We start from the raw sequence: 22,510 nt of genomic DNA on the forward strand, positions 1-22,510 counted from the left end.
CGTTTCCTGCGCCGGAGTAACGACCCGATCGTCGGGTACACCCGCCGGATGAACCCTGCCCGACCCGACGCCGATTCCCCTGCGACCGCCCCTGATTCGGCCGACGGGGCGACTCCCCTGAAGTCCGCGATCACCGGGAAACTGCTGTTCGTCTTCATCCTCGGCGACGTCCTCGGTGCCGGTATCTACGCGCTCGTCGGGGAGATCGCCGGTGAGGTCGGCGGCGCGGTCTGGGTGCCGCTGCTCGTGGCTCTCGCGATGGCGCTGCTGACGGCGTCGTCGTACGCCGAACTGGTCACCAAGTATCCGAAGGCGGGTGGCGCGGCGGTGTTCGCCGAGCGCGCGTTCCGTCGCCCGGCGGTCTCCTTCCTCGTCGGGTTCTCCATGCTCGCCGCCGGTGTCACCAGCGCGGCCGGCCTGTCCCTCGCCTTCGCCGGGGACTACCTCGGCGTCTTCCTCGACGTCCCCACCGTCCCGGCGGCGTTGGTGTTCCTCGGGGTCGTGGCCCTGCTCAACGCCCGCGGTATCAAGGAGTCGATGCGCGCCAACGTGGTGATGACCGTCGTCGAGGTGAGCGGGCTGATGCTCGTGGTCGCGTTGGCGGCCATCGTGGTCGGGCGCGGTGACGGCGATCCCGGACGCACCCTGGAGTTCACGGACACCGCGAGCCCGGCGGTGGCCGTCCTGGCCGCGGCGTTGCTCGCCTTCTATTCCTTCGTCGGATTCGAAACCAGCGCCAACATGGCGGAGGAAGTGCGGGACGTGCACCGGGTGTACCCGCGGGCACTCTTCCTCTCGCTCGGCGTCGCGGGCGCCGTCTACGTCGCCGTGGGACTCGCGGTCAGCGCGGTCGTGCCGTCGTCGGACCTCGCCGAGACCTCGGCCCCGCTCCTGGCCGTCGTGTCGGCGGCGGACGTCGGGGTCCCGGACCGGCTGTTCGGCTCGATCGCGCTCGTCGCCGTCGCCAACGGCGCGTTGCTGACCATGATCATGGCGAGTCGGTTGACGTACGGCATGGCCCGGCAGCGGCTGGTGCCGAGCGTCGCGGCCCGAGTCCTGCCGCGTCGCCGCACGCCGTGGGTCGCCATCGTCGCGACCACCGCCGTCGCGATGGTCCTGTGCGCCACCGGCACCGTCGCCGCGCTCGCGGAGACCGTCGTGTTGCTGCTGTTGGTGGTCTTCGTCAGCACCAACCTCGCCGTTCTGGTCCTGCGCCGCGACCGGGTAGACCACCCGCACTTCCGTACCCCGGTGGTTCTCCCCGTGCTGGCGCTGATCAGTTGTGTCGTCCTCGCGACGCAGCAGACCGCAGACACCTGGTTGCGCGCGGGCATCCTGCTGGCCGTGGGCGCGGTGATCCACCTGGGACTGCGCGGTGCACGCGGGCGGAGTTTGGAAAACTCCGAAACCGTCAACTCGTAGCCGCGAGAAGCTTCTCGAGCGACGAAAGGTCTGTGCGATGGCAATCAACGACGACGACATCACCACCTCCGGTTCGGCCGGCGGCGAGGGCCCGGCCGACGGCGGCTCGAACCCCGGCGGCCACGACGGCGGCGCCGACGGCTCGGCCTCGCCCACCGAGGGCCCGGCCGACGGCGGCTCGAACCCGGGCGGCCACGACGGCGGTGCCGACGGCTCCGCGGCGTCCGGTGAGGGCCCGGCCGACGGCGGCTCGAACCCCGGCGGCCACGACGGCGGTGCGGACGGCACGGCTTGAGCCTGCAGCACGACGAGCAGCGCGGACCGGATCACCGGTCCGCGCTGTCTCGTCTCACCACCCTGGAGCGGCGCGACTTCGCCGACCGCCATTGGGGTCGAGCACCGCTGCTGACCCGCGCGGCCGACCTCCCCGGGTCCTTCGACGACCTGTTGACGGCCGACGCCGTCGACGAGTTGATCTCCGAGCGCGGCGTGCGCACGCCGTTCGTTCGCATGGCCAAGGACGGCACCCTCACCGATCGATCCCGGTACACCGGCTCGGGTGGGTTCGGCGCCGAGGTCACCGATCAGTTGGACTCCGCCGGCGTCCTCGCCGCGTTCGCGGAGGGACACACCCTGGTGTTGCAGGGGCTGCACCGGTTGTGGCCGTCGATCATCCGGTTCTCCGGCGATCTGGTCGAGGAGATCGGGCACCCCGTCCAGGTCAACTCGTACATCACCCCGGCGTCGAGCCGCGGCTTCGATCCGCACCACGACGTACACGACGTGTTCGTTCTGCAGATCGCCGGCGAGAAGCGCTGGATCCTGCACCCGCCGGTGCACGAGCACCCGCTGGCGGATCAGCCGTGGACCGATCACCGCGAGGCGGTCGCCGCGCGGGCCGCGGAACCGCCCACTCTCGACACGGTGCTCCGACCCGGCGACGCGCTCTACGTCCCGCGGGGCTGGATCCACTCCGCGCAGGCGCTGGGCGCAACCTCGATCCACCTCACCGTCGGTATGTCCGCGCTCACCCGGCACGACCTGCTGCGCCAGGTCGTCGCAGCACTGGCCGACGACGCCACGTTCCGCGCCCCGCTTCCCCTCGGCTTCGACGCGACCGACCCGGCGGCCGTCACCCCGCACGTGGTGTCCGTCCTGTCCGATCTCGCCGCCGCGGCGGGCGAGGTCGACCCGGCGCTCACCACATCCGTCGCCGAGCGCGTGCGGCGACGTTTCGCCGACGTCACCCGGCCGGCGCCGGTGCGCCCGCTCGCCACCGTCGACGCGCTGGCCGCGCTGGATGCGGCCACACCGGTCCGTCGTCGCCCGGGGCTCGTCGTGCGGACGGACACCGACACCGAACGCGTGCATCTGCGGAGTCGTGGAACGACGATCTCGCTGCCGATCGAGTGCGCCCCCGCGCTGGACGCCCTGCTCGGCGGGAAGACCCTGACCGTCGGCGACCTTCCCGGCCTGGACGGGGACGACGGCGCGGTCGTGGTACGCCGTCTGGTCCGCGAGGGCGTACTGGTGATCGGAGCCGACGATCGCTGAGGTGACCTCTATTCTGGAGCGGGTGAGAACAACCTCGCCGGAGTTGGTGGTCCTGGTCGACGACGACGGAGTCGCCGTGGGAACGCAGGAGAAGGCCACCGTCCACCACGAGGACACACCGCTGCACCTGGCCTTCTCGAGCTACGTGGTCGACGCCGACGGGCGGGTCCTGGTCACGCGGCGGGCCTGGGAGAAGATCACCTGGCCCGGCGTGTGGACCAATTCGTGCTGCGGTCATCCCGCCCCCGGTGAGCCGCTCGACCGCGCCGTGCTTCGGCGTCTCGCGCACGAGCTGGGTATCGACGCCGACGCGGCCGATCCCGTGCTGCCCCGGTTCCGCTACCGCGCCGTAATGGACAACGGGGTGGTGGAGCACGAGATCTGCCCGGTGTTCCTGGTTCGCTACGACGCCGCCGTCGTCGACCCGCGACCAGACGAGGTGGCCGAGCACCGGTGGCAGACCTGGACGGAGATCGTCGACGACGTCGCGAGCGGAACCAGCGAACTCTCGCCGTGGTGTCAGGATCAGGTGCGGCAGTTGCAGCAGCTGGGGCCGGACCCTCGGTCCTGGCCGGTGAGCGACGCGGCGCTGTTGCCGCCCGCGGCGCGGCCGCTGTGACCGACGGCGTCGGCAGTCTTCTCCTCCGGGCGATCGACCGACTCTCGCACGCGCTGGGACGCTCGTCGATTCTGGCCGACAGCACCTTCGACCACGACGCACACCCCTGGCTGCTGACGGCCGAGGAACGCGGGAACCCCGACACGCGCATCCGCCCGTGGACCGAGGGCAACGCCTGCCGCACCCTGGTGCACGGCGCCACGTACTTCCAGGTGCTCGGCGAGCACCTCGCCGCGGCCGGTCCGGGCGATCTGGTGCTGTTCACCGATTGGCGTGGCGACCCCGAGCAGGTTCTCGGCGACTCCGGGCCCACCGTCGAGGACGCCCTGAGCGACGCGGCTCGCCGCGGTGCGGCGGTCCGTGGACTGATGTGGCGCTCCCACAGCGGACTGCTCGGCTACACCGGAGACAAGAATTCGTCGTTGGCGGTGGCGCTCGAGGACGCCGGCGGTGAGTGCGTCCTCGACCAGCGGGTGCTGGCGTTCGGGTCGCATCACCAGAAGTTGGTGGTGCTGCGCTCCCCGGACCGCGCGGACGGCAACGTCGCGTTCGTCGGCGGCATCGACCTCGCACGCGCGCGGCGGGACGACGCACGGCACCACGGCGACCCGCTGTCGCGGCCGTTCCCGCCGGAGTACGGCGAGACCCCGGCCTGGCACGACATCCAGCTCGAGATCACGGGCCCGGCCGTGCGCGACGTCGAGGACACGTTCCGCGAGCGGTGGGAGGACCCGGCTGCGCTCTCCCGCCTGCCGTGGCACGTCCTCACGGATCTGGTGCGCCGGCATCGGCGCGAGCCGTCGGTACTGCCGACGGAGCTGCCCGATCCGCCCGCGTCCGGAACCTGCACCGTCCAGCTGCTGCGCACCTATCCCCGACGTCGCCCCGCGTACCCGTTCGCGACCGACGGCGAACGCAGCGCCGCCCGGGCCTACGCGAAGGCCCTGTCCCGGGCGGAACGCCTCGTGTACATCGAGGATCAGTACCTGTGGTCGGTCGACGTCGCTCGCGTGTTCGCGAGCGCACTACGACGCTCGCCGACTCTGCGCATGATCGTGGTGGTGCCACGCCACCTCGACGACGACAGCGCCGTGACGATTCCCCCGTCACTGCTCGGTCACGCTGCGGCACTGGACATCCTGCGGAGCGCGGGGTCGGATCGCGTCCTGGTCCTCGACATCGAGAACGACGAGAGCGTGCCGGTCTACGTGCACTCCAAGGCGTGCGTGATCGACGACGTGTGGGCCGCGATCGGCAGTGACAACTTCAATCGCCGTTCTTGGACCCATGATTCGGAGCTGACCGCCGCGGTGGTCGACACCGAGCGCGATCCTCGGGAGCCGGTCGACCCCGGCGGGCTGGGTGACGGCGCTCGGGTGTTCGCCCGCGAGCTCCGACTGGGACTGTTGGCGGAACACCTCTCCCGCAAGGGAATCGACGACACGTCCGATCTGCTCGACCCGGACGCGTGCTTCGACGCCGTCGCCCGCAGCGTGTCCGCCCTCGACCACTGGCACGACGGCGGTCGTCGTGGGCCCCGCCCGGCCGGGCGACTGCGTCGACACGCCATCGAGGTTCCCCCGGTGTGGAAGCAGCGGGTGTTCTCGTGGCTCTACCGCGTGGTGGTCGATCCGGACGGACGGCCCTGGCGACTGCGGTTCACGCGACGGTTCTGACGCCGATCGCGGACCGGCTCCGTCGTTTCGCCGGGCCCGCACCGGGTATCAGCCGACGATGAACGCGGCACGGGACATCGATCGGCACGCAGCGGAACTGGGCATCGATCACCTCAAGCCGGATCAACGACGCGCCGTGGAGGCCTTGCTGGCCGGGTGCGACGTGCTCGGGGTGCTCGCCAGCGGGTTCGGCAAGTCCGTCGTGTACCGCGTCGCCGCGACGATGCTCGACGGAGTGACCGTGGTGATCTCGCCCCTCATCGCGCTCCAGCACGATCAGGTTCTCGCCGTGGCCGACACCGATGCCGTCACGGCTGTCGCCATCCACTCCGGACTTTCGGCCTCCCGCACGGAGAAGGCGTGGCGCCGCGTCGCCGACGCCGAGACCGGAGTGCTCCTCTACCTCACGCCCGAGCAGGCAGCTCGGCCCGAGGTGCGGGAGCGTCTGACGTTCCTGTCCGTGGGCGCCGTGGTCGTCGACGAGGCCCATTGCATCGCCGCCTGGGGTCACGACTTCCGCCCGGCCTACCTCCGCATCGCCGAATTCGCGAACGCCGTCGGGCGGCCGCCGATCCTCGCGTTGACGGCCACGGCGCCGCCGCCCGTCCGCGACGAGATCGTCGCGCGGCTCGGGCTGACGGAGCCCTTGCTCGTCCTGGGCGACGTCGATCGCCCCGGCATCCATCTCTCGGTTCGTCATCACGCGCACGCCGACGACGTGGTGAGCGCCGTCGTCCACGACGTGGTCGATCTCGCGCGTGGCGCCGGGACGGGCCTGGTCTACACCGCGACGCGCGCCGCGACGACGCAGTACGCGGACCTGTTCGCCCAGCACGACGTTCGCGCGCTCGCGTACCACGGTGGACTGTCGGCCAGGGACCGGAACGAGGTCCACCGACGCTTCGTGAGCGGCGACGTCGACGTCGTGATCGCCACGTCCGCGTTCGGGATGGGCATCGACAATCCGAACGTCCGCTTCGTCGTCCACGCCGCACCGCCGGATTCTCTGGAGCGCTACTACCAGGAGTTCGGTCGCGCCGGACGAGACGGAGAATCCGCCCGGGCCATCCTGCACTACCGCGCGGAGGATCTCGGGCTGCAGAATTTCTTCGCCGTTCGCCGGCCGAACCAGAAAGTGGTCCGCACGGTTCTGCGCGCCGTCGTCGCCGCGACGGATCCGCTGCCGACGGACGCGATCACCGCGCTGCCGTCGGTCAGCGCCCGCTCGGCGGGAACTGCGCTCGACCTGCTCGAACGCGTCGGCGCCGTGCGGTTGAACCGCGGTGACGACGGGACTGCCGGATGGGTCGACCTCGACTCGGACGTGCGCGCCGTGATGAGTCGGGTCCGCGCCGCTGCCGAGGCGGAGGAGTCGGCCGCCACGTCGCGCGTGGAGATGATGCGGCACTACGCCGAGGCCGGACGCTGTCGGCGACGGATGCTGCTCGAGTACTTCGGCGCGGCACCGGACGACGCGACCGACGACGATCGGTGCGGCCGGTGCGACTCCTGCGAGTCGGGACGCGCCGACCGGACGGCCGCGGCAGCCGGCTCGGGCAGCGCAGACCTCGGTCTGGCGCCCGGTGACCGGGTGCGTCACGAGCAGTGGGGCGAGGGCGAGGTGGTCTCCGTGGAACCGGACCGCGTGACCGCGCACTTCGACGAGCAGGGCTACCGCACGCTGGCCTCCTCGGTCGCCCGTGACCGCGATCTGCTGAAGCCCGCCTGAGCGTAGGAAACCGGCCCCGGGCGCGTCGTGACCCACGCGAACCGTCCGCAGGTTCTTTTGTGCCCGTACCCGAGCGAGGCCCCTCTCAGCTGGCCTAGGTTTCCTGAAGACGGGCCCGTCGAGAGCACGGAGGGCGGCCGTCGGACGAACCCCACCAGTGAGGCGAGGCACGGTACATGACGGATCTGAAGCCCTTCTACAAGAACGTGCAGTCGCACTACGACCTCTCGGACGACTTCTTCGCGCTGTTCCTCGATCCCACCTGGACCTACAGCTGTGCGTACTTCGAGCGCGACGACATGACGCTCGAAGAGGCTCAGCTGGCCAAGATCGACCTGGCACTGGGCAAGTTGGGCCTCGAACCGGGGATGCGACTGCTCGACGTGGGGTGCGGCTGGGGCACCACCATCATCCGTGCGCGCGAGAAGTACGACGTGGACGTGGTCGGCCTGACGCTCAGCGAGCACCAGTTCGGACGGGTGCAGAGCCGGCTCGACGCCCTCGACGGGGACCGCAAGGCCGAGGTGCGACTGCAGGGCTGGGAGGAATTCGACGAGCCCGTCGACCGCATCGTGAGCATCGGCGCCTTCGAACACTTCCGCCGCGCACGCCACGTCCCGTTCTTCGAGAAGGCGTACCGCCTGCTGCCCGACGACGGAACGATGCTCCTGCACACCATCGTCGGCTACGGACTGGACGACCTCGCCGAGATGGGCGTCGCCGTCGACAAGCGCGACGCGGTGTTCATGCGCTTCATCATCCGCGAGATCTTTCCCGGCGGGGAACTGGAGCGACCGAAGACCATCCAGGAGCGGGCGCAGTCCGTCGGCTTCTCCGTCGATCGCGTCCACTCCCTCCAGCAGCACTACGCACGAACCCTCGAGACCTGGACCGAGAACCTCGAGGCCCGCAAGGACGAGGCGCTCGAGATCGGTGGCCAGGAGGTCTACGACCGCTACATGAAGTACCTGAGCGGCTGCGCGAAGCAGTTCCGCCGCGGCACCATCGACGTCATGCAGTTCACCCTGTCGAAGTAAGAGATCCCCAGCCGGAACGGCGCGCAGCAACTCACGCTGCGCGCCGTTTTCGCGTCCCGCGGCGCGGGTAGGCCTCCGGGAGACGGAGACGACCCGAAGGAGCGCACCATGCCCGCCACCGACGACGACGGCAACGCCAAGGAATCCGAGTTGCCCTCGACACTGCAGAAGTCGGACGACAAGGCGCAGCGGACCTACGCCGAGGCGCTCGACTCCGCCGAGGAGCAGTACGACGACGAAGCCCGCGCCCACCGGGTCGCCTACGCCGCACTGAAGCACACCCACGAGAAGGTGGGCGACCACTGGGAGGAGAAGGACGACTACGGGCCCTCCGACGAGCGGGCGAAGAGCGGCGGCCCGAACCCCAGCGGGGAGAGCAAGGAAGGCGTGGACGCCAACGCCTCGAAGAAGCACCTCGAGGACGTGGCGAAGAAACTCGACGTCACCGGCCGCTCACGCATGAACAAGGACGAGTTGGTCGACGCGATCGAGAAGGAGAACCGTCGGCAGACGGACCGGAACCGCTGAGTCGGCGAACTCGTCACCTGGTCAGCGTCGCTCCGATCATCCGGGAACTGTTGCCCACCACCAGAATCGACGACGCGTTGTGCAGCACCGCCGCGAGCACCGGTGACAGCGCCCCGCCCGCCCCGACGATCAGCCCGACGGCGTTGACGGCGATGGCGAGCCCGTAGTTCTGCCGGATCACCCCGACCGAGGCGCGCCCGAGGGCCCGGACGTCCAGGAGGCGCTCCAGGTCGTCGCCGGCCAGCGCGATGTCGGCCGTCTCGACGGCGACGTCGGTGCCGGCGGCGCCCATGGCGATGCCGATGTCGGCCGCCGCGAGCGCGGGCGCGTCGTTGGTCCCGTCGCCCACGACGGCGACCAGGTGACCCTCGGCCTGCAGTCGGCGCACCACCTCGAGCTTGTCCTCGGGCATGACCTCGGCCTGCCAGTCGTCGATGCCCAGCTCGGCGGCCACGGCCGCGGCCGTGTGGGGGTTGTCGCCGGTGAGCATGACGATGCGGCGCACGCCGTCCGCCCGCAGAGCCCGCAGGACGGCGGCGGCGTTCGCCCGGACCTCGTCGCGCAGGCTGATCAGGCCCACCAGCTCGCCGTCCACCGCGAGCAGCAGCGGCGTTTCCGCCCGCTTCTGCAGACGCTCGACCCACTGTGCGGCGTCGGCGGTGACCGCCACCCCTTCCCGTCCGAGAAGGGACGGGCCGCCGAGCAGCAGCGTGCGCCCGTCGGACACGGTGCGCATGCCGAGCCCCACCAGCACCTCGCACTCCTCGTGCGGCGGGATCTCGATGCGCCGCTCCTCGGTGCTGCGAATCACGGCTTCCGCCAACGGATGTCGCGAGTGGATCTCGGAGCTGGCCGCGTAGGCGAGCACCTGTTCCGGCTCCCACGCGGGCGAGAACGCGATCACGTTGGTCACCACGGGCCGCCCGACGGTGACGGTGCCGGTCTTGTCGAAGACCACCGCGTCGATACGGCCGGCGAGTTCGAGATGCGAGCCGCCCTTGATCAGGATGCCGCGTCGTGCACCGTTGCCGATTGCCGCGCTGATCGCCGTGGGGGTCGACAGGCCCACCGCACACGGGCACGCAATCAACAGCATCGTCATCGCACGCCGGACGTCGCGGGTGATCACCAGCGTCACGGCGGAGAGCAGGAACGACGCCGGCACGAAGCGCCGGGAGAAGGTGTCGCCCACGGTCTGGATGGGAGCCCGGTCCTCCTGAGCCTGCTCCACACGCTCGATGATGCGGCCGATGGCCGTGTCGCGGCCGACGGCGGACGCGCGGACCACCAGGCGTCCCCGCACCACCACCGAGCCCGCGGACACGCGGGCGCCGACGGTGGCGGTCACCGGCAGGGTTTCCCCCGTGATGGCGGACTGATCGATCACCGCGTCCCCGTCGACGACGACGCCGTCCACGGGAACGCCGACGTGGTCGTGGACGACGATCTCGTCGCCCACCTCGAGGGTGTCGATGTCCACGGACACCTCGGACCCGTCGGCGAGGCGGACCCACGCGGTGTCGTGCGTGCCGGAGAGCAGCTCGGAGATGGCACGACGGGTGCGGCGCAGCGTGAGTTCCTGGAGGTACTCGCCGATGTTGAGCAGCCAGAGCACGGTCAGGGCCACGACGTTCTCGCGCAGAATCAGGCTGGCGACGGTCGCCGCGGACACGAGCGCGTCCGTCCCGGCCGCCCGCTCGCCGGCCAGCGATCGCACGGCGCCCTTCAGGAAGGGATAGCCGGTGAAGATGGTGACGCCGGTGGCCACCAGACGGCTTCCGGGTCCCAGCATCGGCGGTCGACGCAACCCGTACCGGCGTACACCGAGGAGGAGGAGCGCCGCGCCGCCGATGGCCATGCGCAGCAACTCGGTGGACCCCACATCGGCCGATCGCGGTGTGCGCGAACCGATCTGGGGCACCGGAAGATCACGGACCGCCTCGACCGCCGCCACGACGGTGTCGCGGTCGGTGCGGGTGCGCGAGTACCAGACGACCACCGACGCCGTGCGGGGATAGGCGTGGACCGCCCGAACTCCGACGGCCGCCGCGACCGCGTCCTCGACCGCGATCGCGGCGGCCGCGCTCCCGGCGATCCAGTCGGCGCGCAGGCGCAGTCGCCCCCCGCCGTCGGAAAGAATCACTTCAGTGGTCGTGTCCGTGCCCGTGCGCGTCGGCCGACGGCGGACGCACCTCCTCGCCCATCCGGTCCTTGGCCTCGGCGACCACGTCGGACACCGCGAGCCGAGCCGACTCGGCGCGCACCTCGGCCCGGCGGACGCCGCGCAGCCCGACCTCGGTGACCCGCACCGCGGCCTCGCGCACCGGCGCCCGGTCGTAGGCCTTCTTCACGCCGTTCCAGGCGGCGACTCCCACCACGCCGGTGACGACGGTGGATGCCGCCTTGGCGATCAACGGGCCCAACATGACAAGCGCCTCCTCGTACACGGTCTCGACAACGCGAGACGGACAGTACCGGCCCGCGTCGTGGTTTGCGCGGGCGTCGAGCACACCCTACAATCGACAACGATTGTCACTGTCGTGTGGGGTCGACCGTCCCCGACATCCCCCGGATCTGCGGAAGGACCTCCCCCCGTGCTGGACGTTGCCGACCTGACCGTCTCGGCGGGCCGGACCACCCTCGTCGCCGGTGTGACGTTCTCGCTCTCCGCCGGCGAGCGCGTCGCCCTGGTCGGACGGTCCGGATCCGGGAAGTCCCTCACCGCGTCCGCCGTCGCCGGATGCCTCGCCCCCGATCTCACGGTGCGCGGGTCGGTCCGGGTGAACGGCACCGACGTGGCCGGCGTTCCGATCGCCCGTCGGCCCGCGCAGGCGCGCGCCGCCCTGATCGTCCAGGACTCCGCGGCCGCGCTGGAACCGGTGACCACCGTGCGGCGACATCTGGGTCTGGCGCTGCGCGCACGGCATTCGGACGCCGAGACCCGGACCGCCGCAGCCGAATCCGTGCTCCGCGCCGTGGACCTGGAGCCGGCCGTGATCGGCCCGCGCCGGCCCGCCGAACTGTCGGGCGGCCAACGCCAACGCGTCTGCATCGCCCTCGCCCTGGTCTCCGATGCTCCCCTGCTCGTCGCCGACGAGCCCACCACGGCGCTCGACGTCGTCAGCGCACGTACCGTCGTCGACGCGGTGCGGACCGCCGCCGATCGCGGCCGCGGTCTGGTGTTCGTCACCCACGACCTCGCGATCGCCGCGGCGCTCTGCTCGCGGGTCGTGGTGCTCGACGCGGGGCGCGTGGTCGAGGACGCCCCCGTCCGCGACGTGCTCACCCGCCCGGCACACGCGGTGACGGCGGATCTCGTCGAGCGGGCTCGCGCCCTGTCGCTGCCGTCGTCCACCGCCCTCGCGTCGTGAACCTCGGTCCCGCCGTCCCCGGGTCGACGGCCGACGGGCTCGTCGCCACCCGACTCACCGTGCGCTACGGAACCACGACGGCCGTCGCCGACGTGACGGTCCGACTCGCCCCGGGCGAGCGCGTCGCCCTGGTCGGGGCATCGGGATCGGGCAAGTCGAGTGTTCTGCGCGCGCTGCTGGCGCTGCGCGCGCCGGACGCCGGCGCCGTCACCCTGGACGGTCGGCCCGTCCACCCCGGATCGGCGCGTCGTCTGCGGCCGTTCCGACGCCAGGTGCAGTTCGTCCCCCAGGACCCCGGAGCGTCCCTCGACCCCCGCAGCACGGTGGCCGCCGCGGTGTCCGCGCCGCTCCGCTGGCTGGGCGTTCCGACCGACCGGCGCGCCCGCACCCGCGAGGCGGTGGAGTCCGTGGGCCTCGAGTCGTCGATCCTCGCGGCGCGGATCGATCGGCTGTCCGGCGGACAGAAGCAACGGGTCGCCCTGGCCCGCGCCGTGGCCTGTCGTCCGCGGTATCTGCTGGCGGACGAACCCGTGAGCGGACTCGACGGCGGCACGCGCGACGTCGTGCTGTCCGTTCTCGACCGCCTCGGCACCGGCACCGGCACCGGCACCGGCACCGGCATTCTCCTGGTCACACACGACCTCGCGGTGGCGGCGCGGATCGCGACCCGGCTGATCGTCATGGCGAACGGCCGCATCGTCGACGACGGGCCGACGACCGAGCTGCTGACCGCGCCGACGCACCCGACCACCCGCGCGCTCGTCACCGCGGTCCCCCGCCTCGCCGTCGCGGCACCCGCGCCCTGACCGCCACCGTTCCGGCTTCCGCGCCCTGACCGCGACCCCCCCGATCCGCTCGCTCACCACCCCACCTTCAGGAGAACACCCATGGTCCGGCTCCGCCGACCCCTGCTCGCCACCGTCGCCGGCGGAGCCGCGGCAACCCTGCTCGCCGGCTGCTTCTCGGCCGCCGCGCCGGCCGGTTCCGATGACCGCCTGCGGCTGGCCATGTTGCAGCCACCGCGGTCGGCCCTGTCCCCGTTCAGCGACGACGCCTTCAAGCTGTCCCGGTGGTCGACGGCCGAAACCCTGGTCACACTCGACGATCTCGGTGAGGCGCAGCCCGCGCTGGCCACCGCGTGGAGCCGGGTGGACGAGCGCACCTGGTCGTTCGACCTGCGTCCCGACGTGCGGTTCCACGACGGGTCGACGCTCACCCCCGACGCCGTGGTGACGATGCTGAGCGCAGCCACCGCCGCAGCGCCGAAGCCGCGCATCCTCGACGGAGTCGAACTCACCGCCGACGTCGTCGACGAGGACACGGTGACGGTCGCCACGGCAACGCCGGATCCCCTGGTGCCGCAGCGGTTGTCGAGCCCCCAGCTGGCCGTGCTCGCACCCGCCGCCTACACCGGGGACGGACCGGTGGACCCGATCGGTCACGGCACGGGCCCGTTCGTCCTCACGGCCGTGAACGGGACGTCCACCGCCACCCTCGACCGCAACGACGACTACTGGGGTGAGCCGGCCCGCCTCGCCGGCATCGACGTCGACTTCGTCCCGGACGGCACGGCCCGCGCGGCCGCGTTGCGGGGCGGTACCGCCGACGTGGTGGAAGCGGTCCCCGTGTCGCAGGCCGCATCGGTGGATCCCGCACTGGTGCACGAGGTTCCGATGCCGCGCACCAACACGCTCTACCTGAACAATCGCACCGGGGTCTTCACCGACCCGGCGCTCCGTGCGGCCGCACGGGAATCCGTCGACGCCGCCCGCATCGTCGATCAGGTCTACGAGGGCCGTGCGGACGTCGCGCGCGGACTGCTCGGTCCCGCGATCCCCTGGTCGGCCGACCGCCCGTCGCGCACGCCCGCACCGGCGGGAGATGCCGCGGGACAACGCATCACCCTCGCCACCTTCACCGACCGGGCGGAACTGCCCGAGGTGGCGGTGCTGCTGCAGCAGGCCCTCGAGGCCCGGGGCTTCGTCGTCGAGCAGGTGGTGCGCGAGTACCAGTTCATCGAGGCCGACGCCCTCGCGGGCGCGTTCGACGCCTTCGTGCTGTCCCGCGCGACGGTCCTCGATTCCGGCGACCCCGCCGCGTACCTCTACTCGGACTTCGCGTGCGACGGCTCGTTCGGCATCGCCCAGTTCTGCGACCCGGCGGTCGATCGCGCGCTCGCCGACGCCGCCGCCACCGAACCCGGTCCCGCCCGCCGGTCGGCCGTCCTCGAGGCGGAGCGGCTGATTCTCGAGCGGGACGCGGCGGTGCCGATGCTGCACGAGCGCGTGATCCAGGGCGAGTCGAGCCGGGTGTCCGGAGTGGTTCGCGACCCCCGCGAGCGCGCCCTGATCACGGCCGACACCGCCCTGTCGTGACCGCCACGCTCTCGCGCGTCCTCACCGCCGCGGCGCTCCTCGCCGTCGTCGGTCTCCTGCCGTGGCTGTCCGGTCGCGATCCCGCCCTGTCCATCCTGCGGGCCCGGTCGGCGGAGCAGGAACCCACCCCGGAAGCTCTCGACGCCGTCCGTGCAGATCTGGGGTTGGCCGACGGACCGGTGGCGATCCTGCTGCGGTGGCTCGGCGGCGTCGTGCGCGGCGACTTCGGGACGTCGTGGAACACCGGTCGCGACGTCCTGCCGGGCGCGGTCGCCGCCCTCGGCGTGTCGGCGACGTTGATGGCGTGCGCCGCCGTCGTCGCCGGGCTCGTCGCCGCCGCGCTCGTCGCCCCGGCCCTGCGCGCCGGTGTCACGGGAGCGCCGCGGCGATCGTCCGGTCTCGCCGCCGCCGCACTGACGGCAACGCCGGAATTCCTGCTGGCCTCCGTCGGCGTGGTCGTCGGCAGCCTGTACCTGGCACTGCCGCCCTACGGGTGGACCGGACCGCAGTCGGCGATCCTCCCCGCGCTCGCCCTGGGCCTGCCGGCGGGCGGGTTGATCGGTCGGCTGCTGGCCGACGCCGTGTCCTCCGCCTGCACCGAGCACTGGGTGGTCACCTGGACCGCCGCCGGGATCTCGCGTCGTCGCACGGCCGGGGCCGTCCTCCGTCGTGCCGCCGCCGCGGTCACGTCGCAGGTGGCCCTCGTCGCCGTCGCGCTGCTGGGCGGGGCCGTCGCCGTCGAGCAGGTCTTCGCCATTCCCGGGCTCGGCCGCACGATGCTCGGCGACGCGCGGTCGCAGGACCTGCCCGCCATGCAGGCCGACGTCGTGCTGCTCCTGCTCGTCAGCGTCGCGTTCGGCATCACCGCCGCGGTCGTCCGACGGGCTCTGCTGGGCGCGTCGATCCACGACGCGGCGGTGCCCGTGCCCACGACCCGGTTCGTGCGCCGACGACGCCACGTCGTCGTCCCCGTCGTCGGCGCCCTCGGTGTCCTCGCGATCGTCGTCGCGGGATGGTCGCGCGACCCCTACGCCGCGTCGACGGCGAAATACGCCCGGCCGTCGGCGTCGGCCCCGTTCGGCACCGACGCGTCCGGTCGGGACGTCCTGGCCCGCGTCGCGCACGGTGCCGTCGGCACGATCGGCACGTCCGTGGCCGTGCTCGGGGCGGCCGTCGTGGTCGGACTGGTGCTCGGCTGTGCGCCGCGCCTGTTCGTCGGACCGATCGAGGTCTCCAACGCCGCGCCGCCCGTCGTCACCGGGGTGCTCGTCGCCTCGATCTGGGGGCCGAGCGCCGCCGCCGCGGCGCTGGCGGTGCTGCTGGTGTCCTGGGCACCGCTCGCCGCGCACACGGCCGCCCTCGTCGCGGAGGTCCGCGCCCGCCCGTACGTGGCCGTCCTGCCCTCGCTCGGGGCGAGCCGCGGTCGCATCCTGCTGGGCACGGTGCTCCCGGCCGTGATCCCGACCGTCGTCCGGCACGCTCTGCTGCGACTGCCGGGGGTGGCGCTGGCGCTGGCGGCCCTCGGATTCCTCGGGCTCGGCCCGACGCCGCCCAGTCCGGACTGGGGCCTCGTTCTCGCGGACGGTGTCGCCGCCGTCGAACGCGCCCCCTGGGTCGCGGCCGCGCCGCTGGTGTCGTTGATCCTGGTGTCGATCACCGCTGTCGCCGCGTCGTCGCTCGCGTCCGGTCCGGCCCGGTGGTTCACCGGGCGCGGCGGTGCTTCGGTAGGGTCGGGCGCCGTGCCGACCCCCGCCGCCGCGTCGCTGTGACCCCCGAGACCGCCGAGACCGTGCCGTCGGCGCGTCGTCGATCCCGTTGGGCGCGTGCACTTCCCGTGGCCGATCTGCGCGCCGCGTCGGCCACCGTGCGCCTGCTGGTACTCACGCAGCTGGCGTTCAACGTCGGGTTCTTCATGGTGTTGCCGTATCTGTCGGTGCACCTGACGGGTGATCTCGGACTCGGCGCGGCGACGGTCGGGGTGATCCTCGGCGTGCGCACGTTCTCGCAGCAGGGGTTGTTCTTCCTCGGCGGCACGCTCGCCGACCGGGTGGGCATCAGGCCGGTCGTCCTGACGGGGTGCACGATTCGCGTGGTCGGCTTCGTCGGGCTGGCGTTCGCCGAGTCCCTCGTCGCCGTCCTGGTCGCCACCGTGCTGGTCGGAGTCGCGGCGGCGCTGTTCTCCCCCGCGGTGGAATCCGCCGTGGCCGTGGAGGGTTCGGTCAGCGAACGAGCGGGCGGACAGAGCCGACTGGACGCGTTCGCCCTCTTCACGGTCTGCGGTCAGATCGGCTCCTTCACGGGACCGCTGATCGGGTCACTGCTGCTGCTCGTCGATTTCCGCATCGCGTGCCTGTGCGCCGCCGTCGTGTTCGTCGCCGTCACCGTCACCCACGCGGTGATGCTGCCGGCACGCCGGCCGGCCGAGTCGACGACGTCGTGGTTCGAGGACTGGCGAATCGTCGCGCGGAACCGGCTGTTCCTCGTGTTCGCGCTCGCGACCAGCGTCCAGCTCGTCGCCTACAACCAGCTCTACCTGCTGCTGCCGTTGCAGGTCGATCAGGTGTGGGGCTCGCAGGCCCCTCTCGGCTGGCTGTTCGCGGCGTCGTCGCTGCTGGTGGTCGCGGCGCAGATGCCCCTCACCCGAGCCGCCCGTCGACGGCCGCTGCGGGCGGTCCTCCCCGCCGGGTTCGTCGTCATGGGCGCGGCGTTCGGCGTCGCCGGCGTGGCCGCGATCCTCGGCGCAACCGGATGGGCCGGCTTGATCGGACCGGCACTCTTCGTCGTCCTGCTGACCCTCGGGCAGATGATCGCCATGCCGTTCGCGCGCGACCTCGTCCCCGTCCTCGCGGGTGACCGCACGCTCGGGGCCTACTACGGATTCCTCGCGTCGGCGGGCGGGATAGGCGTCCTGGTGGGGTCGGCGGGGCTCGGCGCGGTGGTCGACGCCGTGCCCGACACCGCGATGGGCCACGCCGCGCCCTGGCTCCTCGGCGCGGCTCTCCCCCTCGCAGCCGCCGCGATCCTGCGGTCCGTCGCGGTGCGCGTCGATCCCGTCAGGCAGCCCTGACACGTCGACACCGTCAGGCAGCCCTGACGATGTCCCGACCGGTGAGCATCTCGGTCTCCGACGCGATGTGGTCCCACACGTCCGGGGTGACGTCCCGGTACAGGCTGTCGCGGTCCCACCACATCATGCGGGTGCGGTAGCGCTCGTCGGGGTAGGCCGCGGGTGCGATGGAGTCGACGACGCGGCCGCCGCCGGACTCCCACCGACGCAGCACGTGGTCGGCTGCCGTCGCCATGACGAAGCGCGCTCCGGTGAAGACCATGGTGGGCAGGGCGGTGCGCGACAGCAGGGCGGACAGCGCACCGGGCGACTCGGCGGACGCCGAGACGAAGGCCGACTTCATCTCGACCACCCCGTCGTGCAGGCGGTCGGAGATCAAGGCCTCCACCTTCGAGCGGTCGGCGTTGCCCTCCCATTCGACCAATGCGTGCGACTGCTGCGCCGACAGGTACGGACCCTGTCCGCGCACGCCGGCCACCACCGCTCCGGACCGGTCGACCGCCGCGAAGAACACCGCGGTGTCCCGTCCGTCGCGGACGCGCGCCGCATCCAGAGCCACCGACACTCCGTGCCGCGAGTAGGAGGCATCCGCCGCGTCGAGATACTCCTCCCACAGGGCGCGGTCCATGGCGGGCGTGCTCATCACGAGCGTCGTCCCGCTGGCGCGATCCTCGAGACGGGTCGCTCCCCGCGACGCGCGGGTCGCGAACCCCGTGGCGCGGGCCGGAAGGGTGAGCGGTGAGAGGGGGGCGAGAACGGTCACGGTGATCTCCTGGCGACAACGGGCACGGACGTGCCGGATCGCCGACATCGGCGCCCGACCGAACAATTCGGGCAGCGCCCGAATGGTTCACACACCGATTGTCCCGCCGACCGGAGGATCGGCCGATTCATAGGGAGATGTCACCAACTCCCGCCAGGCTGCGCGCAGGAAGTCGGGCCGACACCACGGGGTGCTCGCTGATTATGCCCTATAAAACGGGCTGTGTGACTGTTCTGAGGCACCAAAGAAGGACAGCGTTCACCACAATCGAGCAGCGGACCGCCGAACGGTACCGACCCGTGGGAATGGTTCACGGCGCCGGCGGTCGGCGTCGCAGCAATGGCGCGACAAATGCGGCCGGGACGAGCATTTCGCGCACGCCCCGCCGTTCGCGAGGGAACAGCGGCGAGCGGTCAGGACCGGCGGGACACCGGCAGCAGGGGCAGCCGGCGGCGAACACGGCCGACCGATCCCGCCCCGGCGCGCACGGAGTCGGCGATCATGGCGTCGACGGTCGCCTCCGCGTCGGCCTTGTTGTCCCCGATGCCACCGGTGGCACCGCGTTTCGCCCAGCCGACCACGTACGTTCGCGGCACGAGGGAACCGTCTGCCCGCGTCACGCGGCCGTCCTGGTTCCGGACGGTGCCGCGGTCCTCGTCGAACGGCACACCCGGCAGAGGCGCACCGCGGTATCCGGCCGCCTGCAGGACGAGGTCCGCGTCGACGGTCACCGGGGTGCCGTCCGTCGCCTGCGCCGTGAGGCACAGGCCGCCGCCGTCGCCGGTCTCGAGACCGCGGGGGTCCACTCCGAAGGCGAAGACGATACGACGACCGTGGCCGGCGGATTCGAGTGTCCGACCGAGATCGGCGAGCTCGAGGACCGGCGCGTCGGCGAGCGGTGCGGCCGACGCCGAGAACGGCAGCGCCGCGACCGCGTCGGCGGCGCCGGGTCCCGCGATCGACACGGGGACCTCCGTCCGCGAGACCAGGGCCTGGCATTCGGGTCGGGTGAACGCGGCGTGCTCGGGCCCGCGCCGTGCGAGCACGACGACCTCGGCCACGTCGGCCTCGCGCAGGGCCGCCAGGGCGTGCGGCGCGATCTCGGTGTCCACCAGGGACTCCGGGTCCGCGGTGAGGATGCGCGCGGCGTCGAGTGCGACGTTGCCGTTGCCGACCACCACGACACGGCGCACCCCGCGCAGGTCGACGGCATCCGCCGCGACGCCCGGGTGCCCGGTGTACCAGCCGACGAGGGTGCGGGCACTGAAGGGATTCGGGCCGTCCGCCTCGACCCAGGGCAGTGTGCGGTCGCGGTCGGCGCCTACCGCGACGACCACCGCGTCGTGCGCGGCCCGGATCGCGTCGACGGATGTGCCGACGCCGACCTCGACCCCGGTGCGGACCGTCACGCGCGGATGCGCGAACAGCGGCCGGAAGTGTTCACCGATGCGGCGAGTGCCGAGGTGGTCGGGCGCCACGCCGAACCGGGCGAGTCCGCCCGGCACCGCGAGGCGTTCGTAGAAGGTCACCCGCGCGTTCGTCTGACGCAGGATTGCCGTGGCCGCGTAGCACGCAGCCGGACCCGTCCCGATCACGGCCACCGAGTCCAGCGTCACGTCGCCGATGTTCGGCAACGGGAAACGTGGTGCGCCCCAGGCATTGTCGACGGGACGGTCCCGGTAGTAGTCGGCGTTGAGGTCCGCGTACACCTGCTGCTCCGGCGTCAGACGGTTGACCCGCGTGATGGCGTCGACCGGGCACGCATCCGCACAGGCTCCACAATCGATGCACGAGCGCGGGTCGATGTAGAGCAGATCCGTCGTGCCGAAGTCCGGTTCGTCGGGCGTCGGATGAATGCAGTTGACCGGACACACCGACAGACAGGACGCGTCGTTGCAACAGTTCTGGGTGATCGCGAAGGCCATGGGTGACGCCTCAGAGCATGTGCACGGTGCGATAGATCGCTGCCGCCGGCGTGGTGAGCAGTCCGCAGTCGGCGAGGAACGCCATCAGGTGCTGGCTCGAGGTCCGCATCATGACGTGGTGGTGCGTGTTGGCCTTGGCCGCGCGCACGGCACGGTCGACGTCCAGCCCGGCGGCGGCGTAGACGTCGCGGCTGACCATGTTGGACACGATGACTCGCGCCGCGACGGCGATGAGCAGCGCGGCCGACCGGCGACGCAGAGCGGAGGTGCCCACCATGTGCTCGCGCATCTGCGCGCGGGCGAAGGTCATGTGGCGCGATTCCTCGACCACGTGGATCTTGCTGGTGGTGCGCACGAGCGGCAGGACGTTCTCGCCCCGCATCCAGTCCCGCTGCATGACGTCGAGAACTTCCTCGGCGACGAGGATCCCGCCGTACGCGGCCTCGGACACGGCGATGGTCTTGAAGAGGCGGCCCAGCTCACGGCTGGCGCGGCGAGGGACATAGGCCTCGATGCCCATGGTGCGGCACGCCCGGGCGAACATCAGCGAGTGCCGGCATTCGTCGGCGATCTCGGTGAGGGCGAACTGGAAGTCGGACTCGGCGTACTTCCCGCAGTACTGATCGCGGAGCACCATCTGCTGCAGGATCATCTCGAACCAGATGCCGGTGCTCATGATGGACGCGACCTCGTGGCGGGTCAGCGTGATGCGCTGCTCGTGCGTCATCTCGTCCCACAGCGGGGTGCCGTAGAGCGTGCTCCACTCGGGGTTCAGACCGAAGTGGTCGGGGTCCAGCGGGGCCTCCCAGTCCACCTCGGACATGGGGTCGTACGACAGGGCGGCGGCGGAATCGAGCAACCGGGCCGCGACGTCCTCCGGCTCGCGGCCGTGGTCGGCCCCGGTGACGCGGCCGACATCGGCCCGGGTGGCGGGATCGAGCGTGCTGGTCATGAACGCGTCCTTCCGTACGGCACCGGTCGTCTGTAGATGTGACGGACATTATCAGATACTTGCCGTCACGGACACCGGCGCCGCTGACCCGCAGGTCAGCCGGGTCGAGACCTCCCCCGTGACCGTCGCCACCGCTCGATGTCGCGGCCCATCGGCGTCGTCGGCGCGGTGTCGTACAGCCACTCGCGCGCGATGGCGCCCCAGTTCGCCGTCGCGCGCAGCTGTCCGAGAATGCCGAAGGTCAGGAAGTCCGTCCGGCGCGAGAACACGTGCTCGGGCGGCAGCCACTGCTTGGTCATCGCCCCGAAGTTGCCACTGCGCGGGTCCACCGCGAGGACGAAGCAGGCTCCGGCCATCTCGGGCGTGACCGTCACCCGCCGGTCGGTCAGGCTGAGCTCCGCGGCCGCGGACACGTAGTCGAGACAGTCCTGCGGCTCCACCCGGGCCGCGGGATCGAGGATGCCGCGCTCGGCCAGCAGGCGATGCAGATCGTCGCCACGCCCCTCCACGGCGGCGCGGAGACAGTCCCGCTCGAACCTGATGTCCGACGCACTCATGTAGATGTAGAGACCGAAGTCGACGAACGTCACCCGACCGTCCCGAGCGAGGAGCACGTTGCCCGGGTGGGGGTCGCCGCAGAACTCGCCCAGGGTGTGCAGCGATCCCACGTAGAAGCGGAAGATCGTCTCGCCGATGCGGTCCCGTTCCTCGCCCGGCAGCTCGCGGATGCGCTCGAAGGGCACCGCGTCCACGAATTCCGTGGTGAGGACGGCCTCCCCGCAGTGCGAGGCGACGACGTCGGGCACCGCGAAGTGCGGGTGGTCACGGAAGAGATCGGCCGCCCGGCTCTGCGTCCGCGCCTCGGCCGGATAGTCGAGTTCCGCCTCGAGATTGCGCCGCAGTTCCTCGACCACCGCCTTGGAGGACAGCATCGGCATCGACGCCGGCAGCAGCTTGACGTAGAACGACAGGTTCTTCAGGTCCGCCCGCACCGCGGCGTCGATCCCGGGGTACTTGACCTTCACCGCCACCACGCGCCCGTCGGGGAGCACCGCCCGGTGCACCTGGCCGATGGACGCGGCCGCGATCGGGACGGGGTCGAACTCCGCGTAGAGCTCGACCACCGGGGCGCCGAGATCGGCCTCGATCACGGCGCGGACGTCGTCGAACGCCACCTTCGGCGCGCGATCGAGCAGGTCGGCCAACCGTCGCTGGAACTGGTCTCGATGCTCCTCGGGCACGAAGGCCAGATCGAGCGTGGAGAGCATCTGACCCAGCTTCATCGCGGCGCCGCGCAGCCCGCCGAGCACCGTGACCAGGCGTTCGGCCGCGCGCACCGCCTCCTTCTCGGCCAGCGCGTCACGGAGCTCGTCCGTCCGCCCCGCCATGCGTACCCGCAGGACCGCACCTCGGGCGGTCCGTCCCGCGACCAGGCGTCCCACCTCGGCTCCTCTGACCACCCGTGACGTGGGCACCTTGTCCGACACGCGGC

19 protein-coding genes are annotated in these 22,510 nt (G+C 71.8%); 13 read left to right on the plus strand and 6 right to left on the minus strand.

The genetic code is table 11. The features are described 5' to 3' along the window. Positions 1 to 48: 48 nt before the first annotated feature. The 8 genes from A3Q40_RS11995 (at position 49) to A3Q40_RS12030 (ending at position 8,565) form a co-directional block, all read left to right on the plus strand. Complete coding sequence (locus tag A3Q40_RS11995) at positions 49 to 1,422, plus strand: APC family permease (protein WP_068102475.1); 1,374 nt, start codon at positions 49 to 51, stop codon at positions 1,420 to 1,422. Between the two features lie 37 nt (positions 1,423 to 1,459). Next, positions 1,460 to 1,717: a BatC protein gene (locus A3Q40_RS12000; protein ID WP_068102477.1), complete on the plus strand. Its 258-nt coding sequence runs from the start codon at positions 1,460 to 1,462 to the stop codon at positions 1,715 to 1,717. Then, positions 1,714 to 2,976: a cupin domain-containing protein gene (locus tag A3Q40_RS12005; RefSeq protein WP_371831459.1), complete on the plus strand. Its 1,263-nt coding sequence runs from the start codon at positions 1,714 to 1,716 to the stop codon at positions 2,974 to 2,976. Before A3Q40_RS12000 ends, A3Q40_RS12005 begins: the two co-directional genes overlap by 4 nt. 10 nt (positions 2,977 to 2,986) lie before the next feature. Further along, positions 2,987 to 3,595: an isopentenyl-diphosphate Delta-isomerase gene (gene idi / locus A3Q40_RS12010; protein WP_201133076.1), complete on the plus strand. Its 609-nt coding sequence runs from the start codon at positions 2,987 to 2,989 to the stop codon at positions 3,593 to 3,595. Then, positions 3,592 to 5,271 (plus strand): phospholipase D family protein, encoded by a 1,680-nt coding sequence (locus tag A3Q40_RS12015; RefSeq protein WP_068102480.1) that lies wholly within the window; start codon positions 3,592 to 3,594, stop codon positions 5,269 to 5,271. Before idi ends, A3Q40_RS12015 begins: the two co-directional genes overlap by 4 nt. A 58-nt stretch (positions 5,272 to 5,329) precedes the next feature. After that, positions 5,330 to 7,000 (plus strand): RecQ family ATP-dependent DNA helicase, encoded by a 1,671-nt coding sequence (locus A3Q40_RS12020; protein ID WP_068102482.1) that lies wholly within the window; start codon positions 5,330 to 5,332, stop codon positions 6,998 to 7,000. A 176-nt stretch (positions 7,001 to 7,176) separates the two neighbouring features. Further along, positions 7,177 to 8,037: a cyclopropane mycolic acid synthase family methyltransferase gene (locus A3Q40_RS12025; RefSeq protein WP_068102485.1), complete on the plus strand. Its 861-nt coding sequence runs from the start codon at positions 7,177 to 7,179 to the stop codon at positions 8,035 to 8,037. Between the two features lie 108 nt (positions 8,038 to 8,145). Further along, a complete protein-coding gene (locus A3Q40_RS12030; RefSeq protein ID WP_068102487.1) occupies positions 8,146 to 8,565 on the plus strand; it encodes a ChaB family protein in 420 nt (139 codons plus the stop codon). Between the two features lie 13 nt (positions 8,566 to 8,578). On the opposite strand, the gene A3Q40_RS12035 is transcribed toward A3Q40_RS12030, so the two are convergent. Together A3Q40_RS12035 and A3Q40_RS12040 are read right to left on the minus strand one after the other, a co-directional pair. Then, positions 8,579 to 10,708: a heavy metal translocating P-type ATPase gene (locus A3Q40_RS12035; RefSeq protein WP_068102488.1), complete on the minus strand. Its 2,130-nt coding sequence runs from the start codon at positions 10,706 to 10,708 to the stop codon at positions 8,579 to 8,581. A gap of 1 nt (position 10,709) precedes the next feature. Continuing rightward, positions 10,710 to 10,991, minus strand: a complete 282-nt coding sequence (locus A3Q40_RS12040) for a DUF1490 family protein (protein WP_068106087.1) — start codon at positions 10,989 to 10,991, stop codon at positions 10,710 to 10,712. A gap of 168 nt (positions 10,992 to 11,159) precedes the next feature. Between A3Q40_RS12040 and A3Q40_RS12045 the strand changes: the two genes are divergently transcribed. From A3Q40_RS12045 to A3Q40_RS12065, 5 genes are all read left to right on the plus strand, one after another. Then, positions 11,160 to 11,936 (plus strand): ATP-binding cassette domain-containing protein, encoded by a 777-nt coding sequence (locus A3Q40_RS12045; protein WP_068102491.1) that lies wholly within the window; start codon positions 11,160 to 11,162, stop codon positions 11,934 to 11,936. Next, complete coding sequence (locus A3Q40_RS12050; RefSeq protein ID WP_201132847.1) at positions 11,933 to 12,742, plus strand: ABC transporter ATP-binding protein; 810 nt, start codon at positions 11,933 to 11,935, stop codon at positions 12,740 to 12,742. The genes A3Q40_RS12045 and A3Q40_RS12050 overlap by 4 nt, the downstream gene beginning before the upstream one ends. Before the next feature lie 81 nt (positions 12,743 to 12,823). Beyond that, positions 12,824 to 14,311, plus strand: a complete 1,488-nt coding sequence (locus tag A3Q40_RS12055; protein WP_068102492.1) for an ABC transporter substrate-binding protein — start codon at positions 12,824 to 12,826, stop codon at positions 14,309 to 14,311. Beyond that, positions 14,308 to 16,080: an ABC transporter permease subunit gene (locus tag A3Q40_RS12060; RefSeq protein ID WP_069972946.1), complete on the plus strand. Its 1,773-nt coding sequence runs from the start codon at positions 14,308 to 14,310 to the stop codon at positions 16,078 to 16,080. Before A3Q40_RS12055 ends, A3Q40_RS12060 begins: the two co-directional genes overlap by 4 nt. Positions 16,081 to 16,145: 65 nt before the next feature. Next, the gene (locus A3Q40_RS12065) at positions 16,146 to 17,378 is read left to right on the plus strand and encodes an MFS transporter (RefSeq protein WP_235606287.1); all 1,233 of its coding nucleotides are present in this window, start codon (positions 16,146 to 16,148) and stop codon (positions 17,376 to 17,378) included. A gap of 13 nt (positions 17,379 to 17,391) precedes the next feature. Here A3Q40_RS12065 and A3Q40_RS12070 read toward each other — a convergent pair whose 3' ends face one another. The 4 genes from A3Q40_RS12070 to A3Q40_RS12085 form a co-directional block, all read right to left on the minus strand. After that, the gene (locus A3Q40_RS12070) at positions 17,392 to 18,141 is read right to left on the minus strand and encodes a hypothetical protein (RefSeq protein ID WP_201132850.1); all 750 of its coding nucleotides are present in this window, start codon (positions 18,139 to 18,141) and stop codon (positions 17,392 to 17,394) included. Between the two features lie 413 nt (positions 18,142 to 18,554). Beyond that, entirely contained in the window at positions 18,555 to 20,066 is a 1,512-nt protein-coding gene (locus A3Q40_RS12075; protein WP_068102493.1) for an FAD-dependent oxidoreductase, read from the minus strand. Between the two features lie 10 nt (positions 20,067 to 20,076). Next, positions 20,077 to 21,018, minus strand: a complete 942-nt coding sequence (locus A3Q40_RS12080; protein ID WP_068102495.1) for an AurF N-oxygenase family protein — start codon at positions 21,016 to 21,018, stop codon at positions 20,077 to 20,079. A 95-nt stretch (positions 21,019 to 21,113) separates the two neighbouring features. Next, the gene (locus A3Q40_RS12085) at positions 21,114 to 22,505 is read right to left on the minus strand and encodes an ABC1 kinase family protein (protein ID WP_068106098.1); all 1,392 of its coding nucleotides are present in this window, start codon (positions 22,503 to 22,505) and stop codon (positions 21,114 to 21,116) included. Between the last annotated feature and the right edge of the window lie 5 nt (positions 22,506 to 22,510).

This window comes from Rhodococcus sp. PBTS 1 (assembly GCF_001620025.1).
GTDB lineage: Bacteria > Actinomycetota > Actinomycetes > Mycobacteriales > Mycobacteriaceae > Rhodococcoides > Rhodococcoides kroppenstedtii.

Bases quoted from the DNA above. Each gene is read 5' to 3' on its own strand.
- A3Q40_RS11995 (WP_068102475.1), top strand. From the start codon at position 49: ATGAACCCTGCCCGACCCGACGCCGATTCCCCTGCGACCGCCCCTGAT.
- A3Q40_RS12000 (WP_068102477.1), top strand. From the start codon at position 1,460: ATGGCAATCAACGACGACGACATCACCACCTCCGGTTCGGCCGGCGGC.
- A3Q40_RS12020 (WP_068102482.1), top strand. From the start codon at position 5,330: ATGAACGCGGCACGGGACATCGATCGGCACGCAGCGGAACTGGGCATC.
- A3Q40_RS12025 (WP_068102485.1), top strand. From the start codon at position 7,177: ATGACGGATCTGAAGCCCTTCTACAAGAACGTGCAGTCGCACTACGAC.
- A3Q40_RS12030 (WP_068102487.1), top strand. From the start codon at position 8,146: ATGCCCGCCACCGACGACGACGGCAACGCCAAGGAATCCGAGTTGCCC.
- A3Q40_RS12040 (WP_068106087.1), bottom strand. From the start codon at position 10,991: ATGTTGGGCCCGTTGATCGCCAAGGCGGCATCCACCGTCGTCACCGGC.
- A3Q40_RS12055 (WP_068102492.1), top strand. From the start codon at position 12,824: ATGGTCCGGCTCCGCCGACCCCTGCTCGCCACCGTCGCCGGCGGAGCC.
- A3Q40_RS12075 (WP_068102493.1), bottom strand. From the start codon at position 20,066: ATGGCCTTCGCGATCACCCAGAACTGTTGCAACGACGCGTCCTGTCTG.
- A3Q40_RS12080 (WP_068102495.1), bottom strand. From the start codon at position 21,018: ATGACCAGCACGCTCGATCCCGCCACCCGGGCCGATGTCGGCCGCGTC.